The following is a 16,363-nucleotide window of genomic DNA, read 5'->3' on the forward strand; positions in this document are numbered from 1 at the left end:
ACAATCTCACAAAAGGTCCGCGGCTGAGATGATTGCCCGGGCGGCGTCGCCCATCTTGAGGTTGCGCGTCATTGCCAACCTTCTGAGCTGCGAGTAAGCGGTTTCTTCGTCCATATCGCGGCGCTTCATCAGCAGGCCCTTGGCCTTTTCGACATCGCGGCGATCCGCGAGCTTGAGCTTCGTCTCCTCAAGCTCCTGCTTGAGCGCTTCGAACTCCTCGAAGCGCGCGATCGCCACGTCGAGAATCGGCTTGAGGCGCTGCGAGCTGAGGCCATCGACGACATAGGAGGTGACGCCGGCGTGAACGGCCTGCCGAATGGTCGCGGGCTCGCAGTTCTCGGCGAAGAGGACGATGGGGCGGGGGAGACTTCTGTGAACCTGGCGCAGCGATTCCAGCGTGTCGCGGCTGGGCGCGTCGACATCAATCAGGATGACGTCGGGTTGGTGTCGCTGGACGGTGGCCAGAAGATCGGCGTCGGTGGGAGTCATGGCCACGATCTCGTGCCCGAGTTCGCGCAGCGAGGCCTCGATCGAGGCACATCTCTCGGGATCATCATCCACAAGCATTACGCGCATAAGGTTTCGAACTACCTTTCGAGAATCTGTAGGGCTTCGGGCCGTGCGGGCTTCCGCGACGGATGCATCATCGGTGTCGATCGTGTTGGTTTTCGGTCGGGTCATGACTTGGGTGACACCTTGTACAGAGCTTTCCTGATGCTTCTCCGGCGAATCCATCCCTGAAACGAATAACGGCGCCTGCCTCGAAGTGCTGGACGCCGTTGTCCGATTCACTCGTTGTCCGGAAACTCAGCGCAGGCAGTTGCATCTGATGTACTCCGGTTGTCGTACGAAAGGGAGCAATGCAACCGGCATGCCAGTGTCGGGATGTGTTGCGCCATGTCGCTGTTCTAGAGGACGTCGCCTTATCGCGGCGCCGCTCGCGCTGTGATGCACCAGAACGGTGACCTGGGGCAGGGGTGTGTGCGCGACTTTGGTGCGACGACGGCATCGCTGCCCTGCATCCGCCCGTTTCACGGCCTGACTACCTGGCACGGGATGTGCATCAAGTTATGGTGCGTAGATGCGGGGCAGTGTGCCCCTTAACTGAACATCTTTCCCGCCGTGAGTTCGGGATCCGGACAAAGCCGTCCATGGGCGTGGGCCCAAAAAGCCCACGCAAATGGGCGGCTTTGTCCGTTTGAGCAACATCAGGAGATGTATGAACGCAACAGGAAGATGTGCCGGAGCGGTGGCATTCGGTTCTCTCCATTCGGACGCGGGGACCACAGCCGTGGCTGAACACATCGTGCATATCGGAAAGGGAGTGGATGCATCGCGACCGAAGTGCCACTGGCATTTCGCAGCGCGATGCACGCCCGGGGCATGGATGTCCCGGACCGGGTCATTTGCCGAGGTTTGGAAGCGGGAGGGTGTGACCGCGGCCAAGCATTCAGGAGGTTCCGCATGAGCAAGCACATTGTTGTTATTGGCAATGGGATGGTCGGCCAGCGCTTCGTGGAAACCCTGCGCGAGGCCGACCCCGCAGCCCGTATCACCGTGCTCGGCGCCGAGCCGCGCCCGGCCTACGATCGCGTGCGGCTGTCGGCCTTCTTCTCCGGTACGAGCGCTGACGAATTGTCGATGGTGGCACCGGGCTTCTACGACGAGCAGCAATGCGTGCTGCGCATGAATGCGCGCGTAGCAAGCATCGACGCCTCCAGCAAGGAGGTGCATACCGAGCAGGGCGAGGTCGTGGCCTACGACAAGCTCGTGCTCGCCACCGGCTCCTATCCCTTCGTGCCGCCGGTCGAGGGTAGCGATCGCGACAATTGCTTCGTTTACCGCACCATCGAGGACCTGGAGGCCATGCAGGCTGCCGGGGCCGAGGCGCGCGTCGGTGTCGTCGTCGGCGGCGGCCTGCTCGGGCTCGAAGCGGCCAAGGCGCTGGCCGACATGGGGCTGGAAACCCACGTCGTGGAGTTCGCCCCCCGCCTGATGGCCGTGCAGCTCGATGATGCCGGTGGTGCGCTGTTGCGCCGAAAGATCGAGGCGCTGGGTGTGCATGTCCACACCGGCTGCAACACCAAGCTGATCGAGGATGGCGTGGAGTGCCGGCACCGCATGTGCTTCGCCGACGGCGAAACGCTGGAAACCGACATGATCGTCTTCTCCGCAGGTATCCGCCCCTGTGACGCGCTGGCGCGCGAGGCCGGTCTGGCACTCGGCGAGCGCGGGGGTGTGGCCGTGGACGACGCCTGCCGCAGCTCGGAGCCGGACATCTACGCGATCGGAGAATGCGCGGCCTGGAACGGCCGCATCTTCGGTCTGGTTGCGCCCGGCTATGAGATGGCTAAGGTAGCGGCGGGGCAGATCGTGGCCGCCCTCTCGCCCGAGAACGGGGCAGGGGATGCGGCCTCGCCTGTGGCGGCACCGCTTTTTCAGGGCGCCGACATGAGCACCAAGCTCAAGCTGCTCGGGGTGGAGGTCGCCTCGATTGGTAATCCGCACGCCGAAGGCGAGGGCGTTTACAGCCTCGCCTTCCAGGACGAGCGCACCGGCGTCTACAAGAAGCTGTTGCTTGGAGAGGCGGACAAGGCGTTGGTAGGTGCGGTCATGGTGGGCGACAGCGAGGACTACGCCACCTGGCTGCAGATGGCGCAGGGCGCCATGGCGCTGCCCGAGGATCCGCAGACGCTGTTGCTGGCCTCCAGCGACGGCGCGTCGGCCGCCTCGGACGCCATGCCGGATAGCGCTCAGATCTGCTCCTGCAACGATGTCAGCAAGGGCGCGCTCTGCGGGGCCGTGCGCGAGGGTTGCACGACCATCGCCGCACTGAAGAGCGAGACTAAGGCCGGTACCTCCTGTGGCGGTTGTGTGCCGCTGGTCACCAAGATCATGAACGCCGAGCTGGAAGCCCAGGGCGTCACGGTGAATAACCACCTCTGCGTGCACTTCCCCTACTCGCGGCAGGAGCTGTATCACTTGGTGCGCGTCAACGGCTATCGCAGCTTCCAGCAGTTGCTGGATGCGCACGGCCGCGGCCATGGCTGCGATATCTGCAAGCCGGCGGTGGCCAGCATCCTGGCTTCCTGCTGGAACGATTTCGTGCTGGCGCCCGAACATGCCGGGATGCAGGATTCCAACGACTACTTCCTGGGCAACATCCAGCGCGACGGCACCTATTCCATCGTGCCGCGCGTGCCGGGCGGCGAGATCACGCCGGACAAGCTGGTCGTGCTCGGTCAAGTCGCGCAGCGCTACGGGCTCTACACCAAGATCACCGGTGGTCAGCGCATCGATCTTTTCGGCGCGCAGGTCCATCAGCTGCCCCACATCTGGGATGAGCTGATCGCTGCCGGCTTCGAGTCCGGCCATGCCTACGGCAAGGCCATGCGCACCGTCAAGTCCTGTGTCGGCTCGACCTGGTGCCGCTACGGGGTGCAGGACTCGGTGGGCATGGCCATCGAGCTGGAGCATCGCTATAAGGGACTGCGTGCGCCGCACAAGATCAAGCTGGGCGTCTCCGGCTGCACGCGCGAATGCGCCGAGGCGCAGAGCAAGGATGTCGGCGTCATCGCCACCGAGCGTGGCTGGAATCTCTACGTCTGCGGCAACGGTGGCATGAAGCCGCGCCACGCCGAGCTGCTGGCCTCGGATCTGGATCGCGAGACGCTGCTCCGCTATATCGACCGCTTCCTGATGTTCTACATCCGCACAGCCGAGCGCCTGCAGCGTACCGCCGGCTGGCGCGACAACCTGGAAGGTGGCCTCGACTACCTCAAGGCTGTGGTCATCGAAGATTCGCTGGGCATCGGCGCCGAGCTGGAAGCCGAGATGGCGCAGGTCATCGCGACCTACGCCTGCGAGTGGCAGGAGGCTGTCAACAACCCCGAGGCGCGCAAGCGCTTCCGCACTTTCGTCAATGCCGACGGTGGCGATGAGCAGATCGTCACTGTCGAAGAGCGCGGCCAGCGCCGCCCGGCCACCGACGCCGAGCGCGCTACGCTGCGTGGCATTCCGGTGGTGCAGGAGACCCCGGTTACGGAGGAAGCCGAATGAGCCGCAATACCGACTGGCAGCGCATCTGTGCGGTCGACGACATCCTTCCCGATACCGGCGTCTGCGCGCTGGTCGAGGGACGGCAGATAGCGATCTTTCGCCTGCGCGCCGATGACAGCCTGCACGCCATCGATCAGTACGATCCCTGTTCGGGCGTCAATGTGCTGGCGCGCGGCATCGTCGGCGATGTCGATGGCGAGCGGGTCGTCGCCTCGCCCATCTACAAGCAGCACTTCAGTCTGACCACCGGCCGTTGCCTGGAAGCCCCCGAGCACTCGGTCTGTGCCTGGCCGGTGCGTGCCATGGACGGTGCGGTCTGGCTGCGGCCCGAGCCCAAGCGCTGCTTCCTGCCGCAGCCCGTCAGCAAGCGCGAGCCGGAGGATCTGGTGGTGATCGGCAACGGCATGGCCGGCATGCGCGTGGTCGAGGAGCTCCTGGAGATGGCGCCGGATCAGTACCGCATCACGGTCTTCGGCGCCGAGCCGCGCGGCAACTACAACCGTATTCAGCTGTCGCCAGTGCTGGCCGGCGACAAGCAGGCTGCGGATATCGAGCTGCACAGCCGCGAGTGGTACGCCGACAAGGGCATCACGCTGCACGCCGGCGATGCGGTGCTCCGGATCGACCGCGTGCGCCGCCGCGTCTGCGCCGCCTCCGGGCTGGAGGTGCCCTACGATCGCCTGCTGCTGGCGACCGGGTCGACTCCCTTCATGCCCCCGATCGACGGGCTGGCCAAGCGCGGCGTGACGCGCTTCCGCGATCTCGACGACGTCGATCGCATGATCACCGCCAGCGCGGATCACGGGCGCGCCGTTGTGATCGGCGGCGGCCTGCTCGGGCTGGAAGCCGCCAGCGGCCTGGCTGCGCGTGGCATGCAGGTCGAGGTCGTGCATCTCATGGACCGCCTGATGGAACGCCAGCTCGACCATCCGGCGGCCGCCATGCTGCGCGATACGCTGGCTGCGCGCGGCATCACCACGCATCTGGAGGCACAGACCGAAGCCGTGCTGGGCGGCGATCGGGTCGAAGGCGTACGTCTGGCCGACGGGCGCGAGATCGCGGCCGATCTGGTCGTCGTCGCTGCCGGCATCAAGCCGAACACGGCGCTGGCCGAGGCGGCCGGGCTGCGCTGCGAGCGCGGCGTGCTGGTCAACGACACCCTGTGCAGCTCGGATCCGCGCATCTATGCGGTGGGTGAATGCGTGCAGCATCGCGGGGCCACCTACGGGCTGGTTGCGCCGCTCTATGAGCAGGCCAGCGTCTGCGCGCGCCAGCTCGCCGGGGTTTCGGGCTCGGGCTACGCACCCTCGACGCTGGGCACGCAGCTCAAGATCAGCGGTGTCGAGCTCTACTCGGCCGGAGTCGTGAGCCCGCAGCCGGGCGACGAGGATCTGGTCATGCAGGACGCGCGCGCCGGCATCTACAAGCGCGTGGTGCTGCGCGACAACCGCATTGCCGGTGTCGTGCTCTTCGGCGACGCGCGCGACGGCAACTGGTATTTCGAGCAGATGCGCGACGGTGTCGATATCAGCGCCATGCGCAGCCAGCTCCTCTTCGGTCCCGAGTACTGTGCCGCCGCTTGATCAAGCGGACCACGGGTCGGCAACGACCTGCCCTTACTGCGGTGTAGGCTGCGGCCTGCGTGCCGCGGCGGATGGCACGCTTTCCGGCGACGCTGGCCACCCCGCCAACGCCGGGCGGCTCTGCGTCAAGGGCAGTGCGCTGGGCGAGACGCTGGGCCCGGCAGGCCGGCTGGGTGCACCGCAGCTGCGACAGCCCGACGGCGGCTTCGCCGACACGGACTGGGACAGCGCGCTGACGACCGTGGCCGATGGTTTCTCCCGGATCATCGCCGAGCACGGCCCGGAAGCCGTGGCCTTCTACGTTTCCGGGCAGCTGCTGACGGAGGACTATTTTGTAGCCAACAAGCTCATGAAGGGCTACATCGGCAGCGCCAATATAGATACCAACTCCCGGCTGTGCATGTCCTCGGCAGTGGCAGGGCACAAGCGCGCCTTCGGCGAGGATGTCGTCCCCGGCTGCTATGCGGATTTCGAGCAGGCCGATACCGTCATCCTGGTCGGCTCGAATCTGGCCTGGTGCCATCCGGTGCTCTACCAGCGTCTGGTAGCGGCCAAGCAGGAGCGATCCGATATGCGCGTCATCGTGGTCGATCCGCGCCGGCACGCCACCTGCGAAATCGCCGACCTGCATCTGCCGATCAAGCCGGGCAGCGATGTCACGCTCTTCAATGGGCTGCTGGGCTGGCTGGCGGAACAGGACAAGCTGGACCGCGACTATATCGATGCCCATACGGCCGGTCTGGAAGCGGCGCTCACTACCGCCCGCGCTGCCGGCGACATCGCCCGGGTTGCCCAGGATTGCGGGCTGCGTGCCGAGGATGTTGCCGCTTTCTTCGAGGCTTTCGCGGCCAGCCCGCGCGTGGTCACGGCCTTCTCGCAGGGCGTCAACCAGTCGAGCGCTGGCACGGACAAGGTCAACGCCATCATCAACAGCCATCTGGCCGTGGGCGCCGTCGGCAAGCCGGGTGCCGGCCCCTTCTCGATCACTGGCCAGCCGAATGCCATGGGAGGCCGCGAGGTCGGCGGACTGGCCAATCAGCTCGCCGCGCATCTCGATATCGAGGAGACTGCGCATCGCGAACTGCTGCAGGCATTCTGGGGCTGCTCCCAGATGCCCGAGCAACCCGGCCTGAAGGCGGTGGATCTCTTCGAGGCGGTACACGAAGGTCGGGTGCGCGCCATCTGGATCATGGCCACCAACCCGGTGGTCAGCCTGCCGGAAGCCGAGCGCGTGCGTGCGGCGCTGGCCGGCTGTGAGCTGGTCGTCGTGTCGGACATCATGGCCGAGACCGAAACCGCCAGACTGGCACATGTGCGCCTTCCGGCTGCCGGCTGGGGCGAGCGCGACGGCACCGTGACCAACTCCGAGCGCTGCATCTCGCGGCAGCGTCCCTTCCTGCCGTCCCACGGCGAGGCCCGGCCGGACTGGTGGATCATCTCGCAGGTGGCTGCGCGCATGGGCTTCGGGGCGGCCTTCGACTATGCCGGGCCGGAAGCCATCTTCGACGAGCACGCCCGGCTCAGCGGCTACGGTCAGGCGGCGGTTCCGCGGGTCTTCGATATTTCCGGTCTTGCAGGCTTGTCGCGTGCCGACTACGACGCGCTGGAGCCCCGCCAGTGGCCGCTGCCAGCGGGCGCCGATGCGGAGTTCGACAGCGCGCGCTGCTTCGGCGACGGGTGCTTCGCCACCAGCGACGGTCGCGCGCACTTCGTGGCCTGCACGCCGCGACCGCCCGCGGTCCGTCCCGATGTCGAGTTCCGGCTGGTGCTGAATACCGGGCGCGTCCGCGATCAGTGGCACACCATGACGCGCACCGGTCTGTCGCCGAAGCTGGCGGCACACCGGCAGGAAGTGACAGTGGATCTGCACGCCACCGACGCGCTGGCCTCCGGTGTGCAGCCGGGCGGGCTGGCGCGGGTGAAAAGCCCGCGCGGCGAAGTCTTCGCGCGCGTGAGCTGCAGCGGCGAGATGCAGCGCGGTCACGCCTTTCTGCCCATCCACTGGAACGGCCAGACCGCGGCGCGTGCCGAGGTCGGCAAGCTCATCGCGCCGGTCGTGGACCCGATCTCCGGCGAACCCGAGTTCAAGCACACGCCGGTCGCGGTATCGCCGCTGCCGGTGCGCTGGCACGGCTACGCGCTACTGCGCAACGACGATGCCGACAGCGCACATAACTGGCTGGCGCGCTGGGGAGAGATCTTGCCGGCGTACTGGTGTCTCATCCGCGGCGAGCAGCATCTGCAGTTCCGGCTGGCCGGCTTCGAGAAGCCGCAGGAAGTCGCGTCGCGGGTGCGGGCACTGCTCGGAGCGGGCGGCGATGCCGACTGGCTGGAGTACAGCGACCAGACCGCCGGCGATTACCGCGCGGTCTGGCTGGTCGACGATCGACTCGAAGCCTGCTTCTACCTCTCGGCGCGGCCGGACCTGCCGGGGACCGAGTGGCTGTCGGAGTGCTTTGCCAGCGAGCGGCTCGCCGGCAACGAGCGCGCCGCGCTGCTCGCGGGCGCGCCCAGCACGCGGGCCAATGAAGGCCCGACGGTCTGCGCTTGCTTCGGTGTCGGTCGCCAGACCATCGTCGATGCCATCCGTGACCAGGACCTGGACAACGAGGCCGCTGTTACCAAGCGCCTGCGTGCCGGCGGCAACTGCGGATCCTGTCTGCCGGAGATCCGCGCGCTGCTCGCTGACGTCGCGGCCTGAGCGTTACTGCTGGCCTTCGTAGAATTCCTTCAGAGCGTCGCGGCGCTCGGCAACGGCTTGCTGATCGGCCTCCGGCACGTCCTCGGTCATCTTCTTGGCCACGCGCAGGCTCTGCTGTAGGGCGTCCATCTGCTGGCGCATCTGCTGCTTCTGGGCGTCGCTCATCTGATCGTTGTTCTCGATCTGCGCCATGCGCTGCTCCATCTGACGCTCGACCGCTGCCATATCGGTGTCCTGCTGGCTCATTTCCAGGGCGAGGAAGGCGCGCGTGATGCGGTTGGAGGTCTCGGCCCAGTCGATGGCGCCGTCGAAGCCGTGCTCGCTGGCGATGTCTTCGAGTCCGTCGCGGCCGCTTTCGAGCTCCTTAATGGCGCCGACGAAGTCGGGGATGCCGTCTTCTCCGGCGGCGATCTCCTGCTCGTCGATGCCGTTCTTCTCGGCCCAGCTTTCCACCGCCGGCATGGCATCGAGCCAGCGGTCGATGGTGTCGGTGGTCAGCTTGCCGCTGGCCGAGACGCCGAAGGCGACGAGAAAGCCGGCGGCGACAAGAAAGATACGCGAGGCGTTCATGGGGGGCTCCTGGAGATGGTTCGGCCGCTACCGTGACAGGCGGTGCCTCGGCGCGCAACGCCGTTGCTGCCGCTGCGTCGCGCGACGGAGTGTTCAGTCTCGACTAATGGCGGCGTCATAGCATGCGATTGCGCTTCGGCGTTACCCATTCATTTCCAAGAGGAACTGATCATGAAGAAGCTCACGCTCTGTTTTTCCGGATTCGCTCTCGCTGGTGGCATGGCAACGCTGCCCTCCACAGCTTTCGCGCAGGACCCGGAGATGGGCGGCTACATCGGTGGCGGTCTCGGCTACTACCGGCTGAACGACGAGGATTTCCCGGATAGCGAGGATGAACTCGATGACAACCGCTGGTCCTGGCGCGGTCAGGTCGGCGTTCAGTTCAATCCGGTCGTTAGTCTGGAAGGCGGCTATACCGACTTCGGTGATCTCGACGACGGCAACCTGGAACTCGACGCCGACGGCACCTTCGTCTCTGCGCTCGTGCATCTTCCGCTGGGTGGCGGTTTTGCGCCCTACGGCAAGATCGGTCAGCTGTGGTGGGATGTCGAGCGCACCGTGACCACCAGCGACGGTGGACTGATCGGCGGTGACACCACGGTCGCGCGCAGCAGCGAGGATGGCAACGACACCTTCTACGGCGTCGGCGTCCGCTTCGGCGAGGGGCCGGGGCTGCAGATGCGTATCGAGTACGACCGCTTCGCGCTCGACGATGCCGACGCGGATATGGCATCGGTCAACCTGCAATACCGCTTCTAGTCGGAATCGGAGGGCGGCGCGCAAGCGCGCGTCGGCCTTCCGCTGTAGCGGGGAAGGTGCCGGGGCGACTAAGCTGATGGTGATTCCCGCAGAGGACGCTTCCGCATGTTGCGCTCCATCCTTCTCCTCCTTTGTCTGTCCCTGAGCACCCCGACCGCTGCGCGCGTCACAGCGGTGCATCTGATGCCCGATGGCGCCGAGATCACGCGCGAGCTTCAGCTCGCCGGTGAGCTGCTGACCGTCGAGGGCCTGCCCGCCGGTCTGGATATCGCCCGGCTCCGTATCGAACCCGACGAAGGCGTTCGCATCCGCTCGGTCGATCTGCGTATCGACCCCGAAGCGGCCGAGGGTGCGTCCCTGCGCGAGCGCCTGCAGGGCGAACTGAACGACGTGCAGGATCGTATCGCCCGACTTGACCGCGAAGCCTCCGATCGAGAGATCGCACGGGGCCTGCTGCAGCGCATTGGCAGCGGTGACGAAGAGCAGCGAAGCCTGCGTCAGACCATGACTGAAGCCGTTGATGCCCTGCATCGCTTGACGGGACAGGAGATCGAGGCCCGCGCGACACGGCGCGAGCTCGAAGCCGAACGCGATCAGTTGCAGGCACGTCTCAATGAACTGGGCAGCCGCGCGCGCAGCTCGCAGCAGCTTCACATCGACGCGGGCGAGGGCCGTGGGACACTGCGCTTGCGCTATCCGGTGGATGCCGCGCGCTTTGAGGTCGCCTATCGCATGACGCTGGATACGGCCGCCGGGATGATTGCGCTGCAGCCGCGCCTGCTGATCCGGCAGAGCACCGGCGAGGATTGGGACAACGTCCGGATCACCGCTTCCACGACGCGACGTAGCTACCGGCTTTCCGTTCCGGACCCTCAGCCGCGTGTGCTGCGACCGCGCCCGGAAGCCAAGGCCGATCAGTTTCGCGGCGCGGCCGCCGCCGCGCCGCAGATGGAGATGGCGCAGCGGGTCACCGCGGGGGTGCAGCCGCGCGCCTATGACATCGCCTTCGAGCTGCCCGAGCCCGTCAGCATCCCCGCCGACAATCGCCCGCGTCCCTTCGCGTTGCCCGAAGTTCGGCGCGAGGCGACGCTGCACGCCCGCATCGTGCCGCAGCAGGAGCCTGCGGCCTACCTGGTCGCGGAGTGGCACATGCCCGAAGACGCTGCCATGGCGGCCGGCCGCGCCGAGATCCTGCGTGATGGCGTGCTGGTCGGGCAGACGCGGCTGCCACTGCTCATGCCCGGCCAGGAGCACGAGCAGGGTTTTGGCATCGATCCCTCGCTGGAGGTTGATGTCGTGCGCGAGCCCGTCAAGCGCGACGAGAGCTTCTTCGGCGGCACGCAGCGCTGGGTGCAGGCGCAGACCGTGACGGTGGACAGCGCGCATCGTCAGCCGGTGGCGCTGCGCATGGTCGACGCCGTGCCGGTTTCCGGGGACGGCGACATCAGCGTCGAGCTGGCCGGGGACCCGCCCAGCGAACGCGACGTCGAGGGCCGCAAGGGCGTGCATGAGTGGCGGACCGAGCTCGCTCCCGGCGCCAGCCAGCAATGGTCCACACAGGTGACCATCTCGGCGCCGGCCAAGCTCGACCTGAATTTCTGAGCGCTCGCAGGGGCTGAGTCGGCCGCGCCGGTATCATGGCGCGATGGCCGAGATAACGACGACCCGGCTGCCCGGCATGGGCGGCCTTAAGCTTGCGGTGGACATTGCAGGCCCCGAGAGCGGCGCGCCGGTCGTGCTGCTGCACGGTGGCGGTCAGACCCGCCACGCCTGGGGACGTGCCTTCCGGCGCCTGGCCGAGGCTGGCTACCGCGTGCTTTCCTTCGACGCGCGCGGTCACGGCGACAGCGCCTGGCACCCGGACGGCGACTACGGCACCGACGCGCTGATTGGCGACCTGCGCGCCATCATCGCCACCCTGGATGCGCCGCCCGCGCTGGTCGGGGCCTCCATGGGCGGCATCACCTCGCTGGCTACCATCGGCGAGGCCGAGCAGCCGGTCGCGCGCGCGCTGGTTCTGGTGGACGTGGCGCCGCACATCGAGCCTGCCGGCGTCGCCCGCATCCGCGACTTCATGACCGGTCACCCCGAAGGCTTCGCCAATCTCGACGAGGCCGCCGATGCGGTGGCCGCTTACAACCCGTCGCGGCCGCGTCCGAAGGCTCCCAGCGGCCTCATGAAGAATCTCCGCACGGGCGACGACGGGCGGCTCTACTGGCACTGGGATCCGAAGATCATCAGCGAGCGCTTCGACGAGCACGCCGCCTACCTCGAGACTTTCGAGACGCGCATGACCGCCGCCGCGCGCAATATCCGCCTGCCGACGCTGCTCGTGCGCGGCGCGGCCAGCGATGTCGTCAGCCCCGAAGGCGCCCGCAAGCTGCGCGAGCTGATCCCGCACGCCCGCGTCGAGGACATCGCCGCCGCCGGGCACATGGTCGCCGGCGACCGCAACGACGCCTTCAACGACGTCATTCTCGACTTTCTGGCAAGGCTGCCGGGCATCACCTAGGCGCTTCACCGTCGTCGCTTCCGGGGCGATCGCCGTCCCGAGCCCGATCCCGGTGCAGCGCGTGCGCCTGTCTGGTGCACGCGCTCAATCTTGGGGTGCAGGCGCGCCCGCCATGGTGCAGGGCGGCTTCGCCGTGATTGGCACGCTTCCTGCTGTACTCCTGACAGGCCGTCATGCGTCGATGGATCAAGGGCGATCCACAGCAGCGGTGCTGATATAGGCAATGCACACGCCGCTTGGGCAAAGGCGCCCGCTCCGGTCACCACGGTGGCCGGAGCGGGCGCCTTTTTTATTGGGCAGGCGGGAGCGGGATAAGGCTTGCACTCCTGCTCTTCGCGCACGCTAGGAGCACAACCATGGAACTGGCAAATAAGGCGACGCGCATCCGTCTCTTCGACTTCAAGTCGATCCAGATGCGCACCTTCCACCTCACCTGGCTGGCCTTTCACCTCTGCTTCTTCGGGTGGTTCGGCATCGCGCCACTAATGGCCGTGGTGCGCGAGGATCTGCAGCTCGACAAATCGATGGTTGGCTGGACGATCATCGCCTCGGTGGCGATCACGGTGCTGGTGCGCTTCATCATTGGCCCGCTCTGCGACCGCTTCGGTCCGCGGCGCACCTACAGCGCGCTGCTCGTATTCGGCTCGATCCCGGTGATGGGTATCGGTCTCGCCGATAGCTTCGAAACCTTTCTCATCGGGCGCCTGGCCATCGGCGCCATTGGTGCCTCCTTCGTCATCACGCAGTACCACACCTCGGTGATGTTCGGCCCGAACTGCGTGGGCACGGCCAACGCGACCACCGCGGGCTGGGGCAATCTCGGCGGCGGCACGACGCAGATCGTCATGCCGCTGATCTTCGCCGCCATCGTCAGCCTCGGCGTCTCCGAGTTCGTCGGCTGGCGGCTGGCCATGGTGGTACCGGGAATCATCCTCTTCGGCATGGGCATTGCCTACTATCTGCTGACGCAGGATGCCCCCGACGGCGACTACCGCGAGCTGCGCGAGCAGGGTCTGATTCCTCCGGCCAAAGACGAGCGCAGCAGCTGGGGCAGCTTCAAGGTCGCGTCCAAGGACTATCGCGTGTGGGCGCTCTTCGTGGTCTACGCGGCTTGTTTCGGCGTCGAGCTGACCATCAACAACGTCGCCGCGATCTACTTCTTCGACGAGTTCTCCCTGGATCTGAAGACGGCCGGGCTCATCGCTGGCCTATTCGGGTTGATGAATCTCTTCGCACGCACGCTGGGCGGCTTCTTCTCCGATCTCTTTGCCCGCCATCGCGGCCTGCGCGGCCGGGTGCAGTTCCTCTTCCTGGCGCTTTTCGTCGAAGGCCTCGCGCTGATGGTCTTCTCGCAGATGACGGTGCTAGCGCTGGCCATCGGCACGATGATCTTCTTCAGTCTCTTCGTGCAGATGGCCGAAGGCGCGACCTTCGGCCTGGTTCCCTTCATGAACAAGAAGGCCCTGGGCGCGGTGGCCGGTATCGTTGGCGCCGGTGGCAATGCCGGTGCCGTGGCGGCGGGCTTCCTCTTCAAGACCGAAAGCCTGACTTACGGCCAGGGCTTGTTCTTCCTGGGTTGCGCGGTGCTGGTCTGCTCCTTCGCGGCACTTGCCGTGCGCTTCTCGGACGAAGTCCAGGCCGAAGAGGAAGGGCTTCTCGCCGAAGCGCTGGCTGCGCGTGCCGCCGACAGCGATGCGCGAGGCGAGGGGCGCCCGGTACCTGCCTGATTCGCGGTGCGGATACCCGATAACGCGGGCCGGCTGATGTTTCGGCCGGCCCGTGTCTGCAGTTCGCGCTGAGCGGCGCTGGATGCGCGTGCCGGACTCCGGCATGCTCCCCGGGCCCGGATTCCCGGGCCCAATCAAGACAGGGAGACCGCGATGACTTTTGCCTACTGGTGTGTGCTGATCGGCGCGCTGATGCCCTTCGCCTGGACCATGACCGCCAAGGCCGGCGGCAGGCGCAAGATGAGCCTGAATGAAAATCGCGCGCCGCGCGAGTTCCTCGCCAAGCTGGACGGTTCGCAGAAGCGCGCGGACTGGGCGCAGCAGAACGCCTTCGAAGCCTTCCCGGCTTTCGCGGCGGCGGTGATCATCGCGCAGGTGGCCGGGGCCGAGCAGGCCACGATCAATCTGCTGGCCGGTATCTGGGTGTTGGCGCGCATCGCGCACGGCATCGTCTATCTCGCGGATCTCGCCACGCTGCGTTCCGTGGTCTGGTTCGTGGCGCTGGGCTGCGTCGTCGGCCTCTTCATCGCCGCGGCCTGAGGTCCGGCGCGCCTGAGATGAAGGCGTGCGGAGGGCTGAGGATGGTGACGGCGGTATGATCCCCGCTGACGCCGAGAAGTCCGGGCCGGACGACGACGAGGGTGTGCCGCTGCCGCCAGTGGCCATGCTGCTGCTGGCTGTCGTGCTGGGCGTGGCGGGCGGGCTGGGGGCGATTGCCTTCAAGCTGTTGCTGGCATTGGTGCACAACGCCTTCTTCCAGGGGCGGCTGGCGCTGGAACTCGACATGGGGCTGGCGATCGCGCCGAGCGTCTTCGGCGCCTTCGTGATTCTCGTGCCGGTGGTCGGAGCGCTGCTGGTAACCCTGATCACGCGGCACGTGGCGCCCGAGGCGCGTGGCGGCGGTGTGCCCGAGGTGCTGGACGCCATCTATTACGGTCGCGGCCGCATCCGGCCGGTGGTGGCGCTGGCCAAGGCGGCTGCCACGGCCGTATCCATCGGCACTGGCGGTTCGGCCGGTCGCGAAGGACCGATGGTGCAGATCGGCGCGACGGTGGGCTCGCTGCTGGGCGCCGTCGCGCGCATTCCGGCGCGCCAGCGCATCACGCTGATGGCTGCCTGCGCTGCCGCGGGCGTGGCGGCGACCTTCAATACACCCATCGGCGGTATCGCCTTCGCGCTGGAATTGCTGCTCGTCTCGCTGAGCGCGCGCACGGTTTCGCTGGTGGCGATATCGGCGGTGGTGGCCACGGCCATCGGGCGCATGCATGGCGGGTTGGACCCGGCCTTCAATGTGCCGGGCATCGCGCAGTTCGAGGATCAGGGCATCGGCCTGCCCATGCTGTTGCTCAGCGTGCCCTTCGGTCTGCTGGTGGGGCTGGCGGCGGCCGGCTTCATTCGCGGCCTTTACGCCGTCGAGGAGCGCTTCGAGCGGCACTTCGCCAACCCTTATCTGCGGCATATGGCCGGCATGCTGCTGGTGGGCATCATGCTCTACGGCTTCATGCTTGCCACCGGCAACTACTACGTTGCGGGCGTCGGTTATCCGGTGATTCTCGACGTGCTGCGCGCGGCACTGTCCGATCCCTTCTTTCTGATGCTGCTCTTCGCCGCCAAGCTGCTCGCCACGCTGCTGACGCTGGGATCGGGTGCTTCCGGCGGCGTCTTTGCTCCTTCGCTCTTCCTGGGTGCGACGCTGGGCGGTGCCTTCGGCGGTTTCCTCGATCTGCTGCTGCCGGGCCTGGGCGTCGACCCCGTCGTCTTCGCCGTCGCCGGCATGGCCGGAATGATCGGTGGCACAAGCGGGGCGGTGATCACTGCCATCACCATGACCCTGGAGCAGACGCGCGACTACGGCGCCATGCTGCCGGTCATTACCACGGTAGCGCTGGCGCACATGCTGCGCGTACGGCTGGTGCCGCAGAGCATCTATACGCTCAAGCTCGCGCGCCGCGGTCACAGCGTGCCGCAGTCGTTGCAGGCCGCAATATCGAGCGCGCAGACGGCGCGCAGCGTCATGTCGCGCGACTTCGAGCTGCTCGATCTCGCCGAGCTGGAAGACTGGAAGACGCGCTTCACGCCCGGTGCCGGTCACCGCCACACCGTCGTCTGCCGCGAGGGCGAGGTGCTGGGCGTCGCGCAGCCGGAACTGCTCTATCTGCTGCCCGATGAATCGCCCGAGACCCTGATCGATGCCGACTGGTTCGGCGCCGAGGCGGCCACCTCGCTGCCCGTGATCATGCGCGGGCTGCGCGTCAAGGGCAGCGACACGGCGCTGGTCTTCAATCCGCGGGGCTCGACGCGCTCGGCGGACCTGGTGGGCGTCATCACTTCGCGCGAGATCGGGCGCAATGCGCGCGATAACGCCGAGCTGATGGACTGACATGAAAGCCGCCGAAGGCGGCGCCGAACCCCCTCTCCCGCTCTGCGGGAGAGGGGGGGGACCGCCCGCGGA

General features: G+C 66.9%; 11 protein-coding genes. 9 read left to right on the top strand and 2 right to left on the bottom strand.

Annotation, left to right across the window (positions count from 1 at the left end):
• Positions 1 to 6: 6 nt before the first annotated feature.
• Positions 7 to 735, bottom strand: coding sequence for an ANTAR domain-containing response regulator (locus tag U743_RS04765; protein WP_232226720.1), 729 nt, complete (start codon positions 733 to 735; stop codon positions 7 to 9).
• A 729-nt stretch (positions 736 to 1,464) separates the two neighbouring features.
• Here U743_RS04765 and nirB point away from each other — a divergent pair.
• Genes nirB through U743_RS04780 form a run of 3 tightly spaced genes read left to right on the top strand, consistent with a single transcriptional unit; the run spans position 1,465 to position 8,343 of the window.
• Positions 1,465 to 4,059, top strand: coding sequence for a nitrite reductase large subunit NirB (gene nirB, locus U743_RS04770; protein ID WP_043765945.1), 2,595 nt, complete (start codon positions 1,465 to 1,467; stop codon positions 4,057 to 4,059).
• On the top strand, positions 4,056 to 5,642 hold the full coding sequence (gene nirD / locus U743_RS04775) for a nitrite reductase small subunit NirD (RefSeq protein WP_043765948.1): 1,587 nt from the start codon (positions 4,056 to 4,058) through the stop codon (positions 5,640 to 5,642). Before nirB ends, nirD begins: the two co-directional genes overlap by 4 nt.
• On the top strand, positions 5,629 to 8,343 hold the full coding sequence (locus U743_RS04780; protein WP_043765950.1) for a nitrate reductase: 2,715 nt from the start codon (positions 5,629 to 5,631) through the stop codon (positions 8,341 to 8,343). The genes nirD and U743_RS04780 overlap by 14 nt, the downstream gene beginning before the upstream one ends.
• A 3-nt stretch (positions 8,344 to 8,346) precedes the next feature.
• On the opposite strand, the gene U743_RS04785 is transcribed toward U743_RS04780, so the two are convergent.
• A complete protein-coding gene (locus tag U743_RS04785; RefSeq protein ID WP_043765953.1) occupies positions 8,347 to 8,913 on the bottom strand; it encodes a hypothetical protein in 567 nt (188 codons plus the stop codon).
• 171 nt (positions 8,914 to 9,084) lie between these two features.
• On the opposite strand from U743_RS04785, the gene U743_RS04790 reads away from it, so the two are divergent.
• From U743_RS04790 to U743_RS04815, 6 genes are all read left to right on the top strand, one after another.
• Entirely contained in the window at positions 9,085 to 9,672 is a 588-nt protein-coding gene (locus tag U743_RS04790; RefSeq protein WP_043765956.1) for an outer membrane beta-barrel protein, read from the top strand.
• A 105-nt stretch (positions 9,673 to 9,777) separates the two neighbouring features.
• A complete protein-coding gene (locus U743_RS04795; RefSeq protein WP_043765959.1) occupies positions 9,778 to 11,274 on the top strand; it encodes a DUF4139 domain-containing protein in 1,497 nt (498 codons plus the stop codon).
• A 43-nt stretch (positions 11,275 to 11,317) separates the two neighbouring features.
• A complete protein-coding gene (locus U743_RS04800; protein WP_043765961.1) occupies positions 11,318 to 12,184 on the top strand; it encodes an alpha/beta fold hydrolase in 867 nt (288 codons plus the stop codon).
• Positions 12,185 to 12,540: 356 nt separating this feature from the next.
• Positions 12,541 to 13,911 (top strand): MFS transporter, encoded by a 1,371-nt coding sequence (locus tag U743_RS04805; RefSeq protein WP_043765963.1) that lies wholly within the window; start codon positions 12,541 to 12,543, stop codon positions 13,909 to 13,911.
• 153 nt (positions 13,912 to 14,064) lie between these two features.
• Complete coding sequence (locus U743_RS04810; RefSeq protein WP_043765966.1) at positions 14,065 to 14,451, top strand: MAPEG family protein; 387 nt, start codon at positions 14,065 to 14,067, stop codon at positions 14,449 to 14,451.
• 55 nt (positions 14,452 to 14,506) lie between these two features.
• Positions 14,507 to 16,291, top strand: coding sequence for a chloride channel protein (locus U743_RS04815; RefSeq protein WP_052367536.1), 1,785 nt, complete (start codon positions 14,507 to 14,509; stop codon positions 16,289 to 16,291).
• Positions 16,292 to 16,363: the final 72 nt, after the last annotated feature.

Source organism: Algiphilus aromaticivorans DG1253, from assembly GCF_000733765.1.
GTDB classification, from domain to species: Bacteria; Pseudomonadota; Gammaproteobacteria; order Nevskiales; family Nevskiaceae; genus Algiphilus; species Algiphilus aromaticivorans.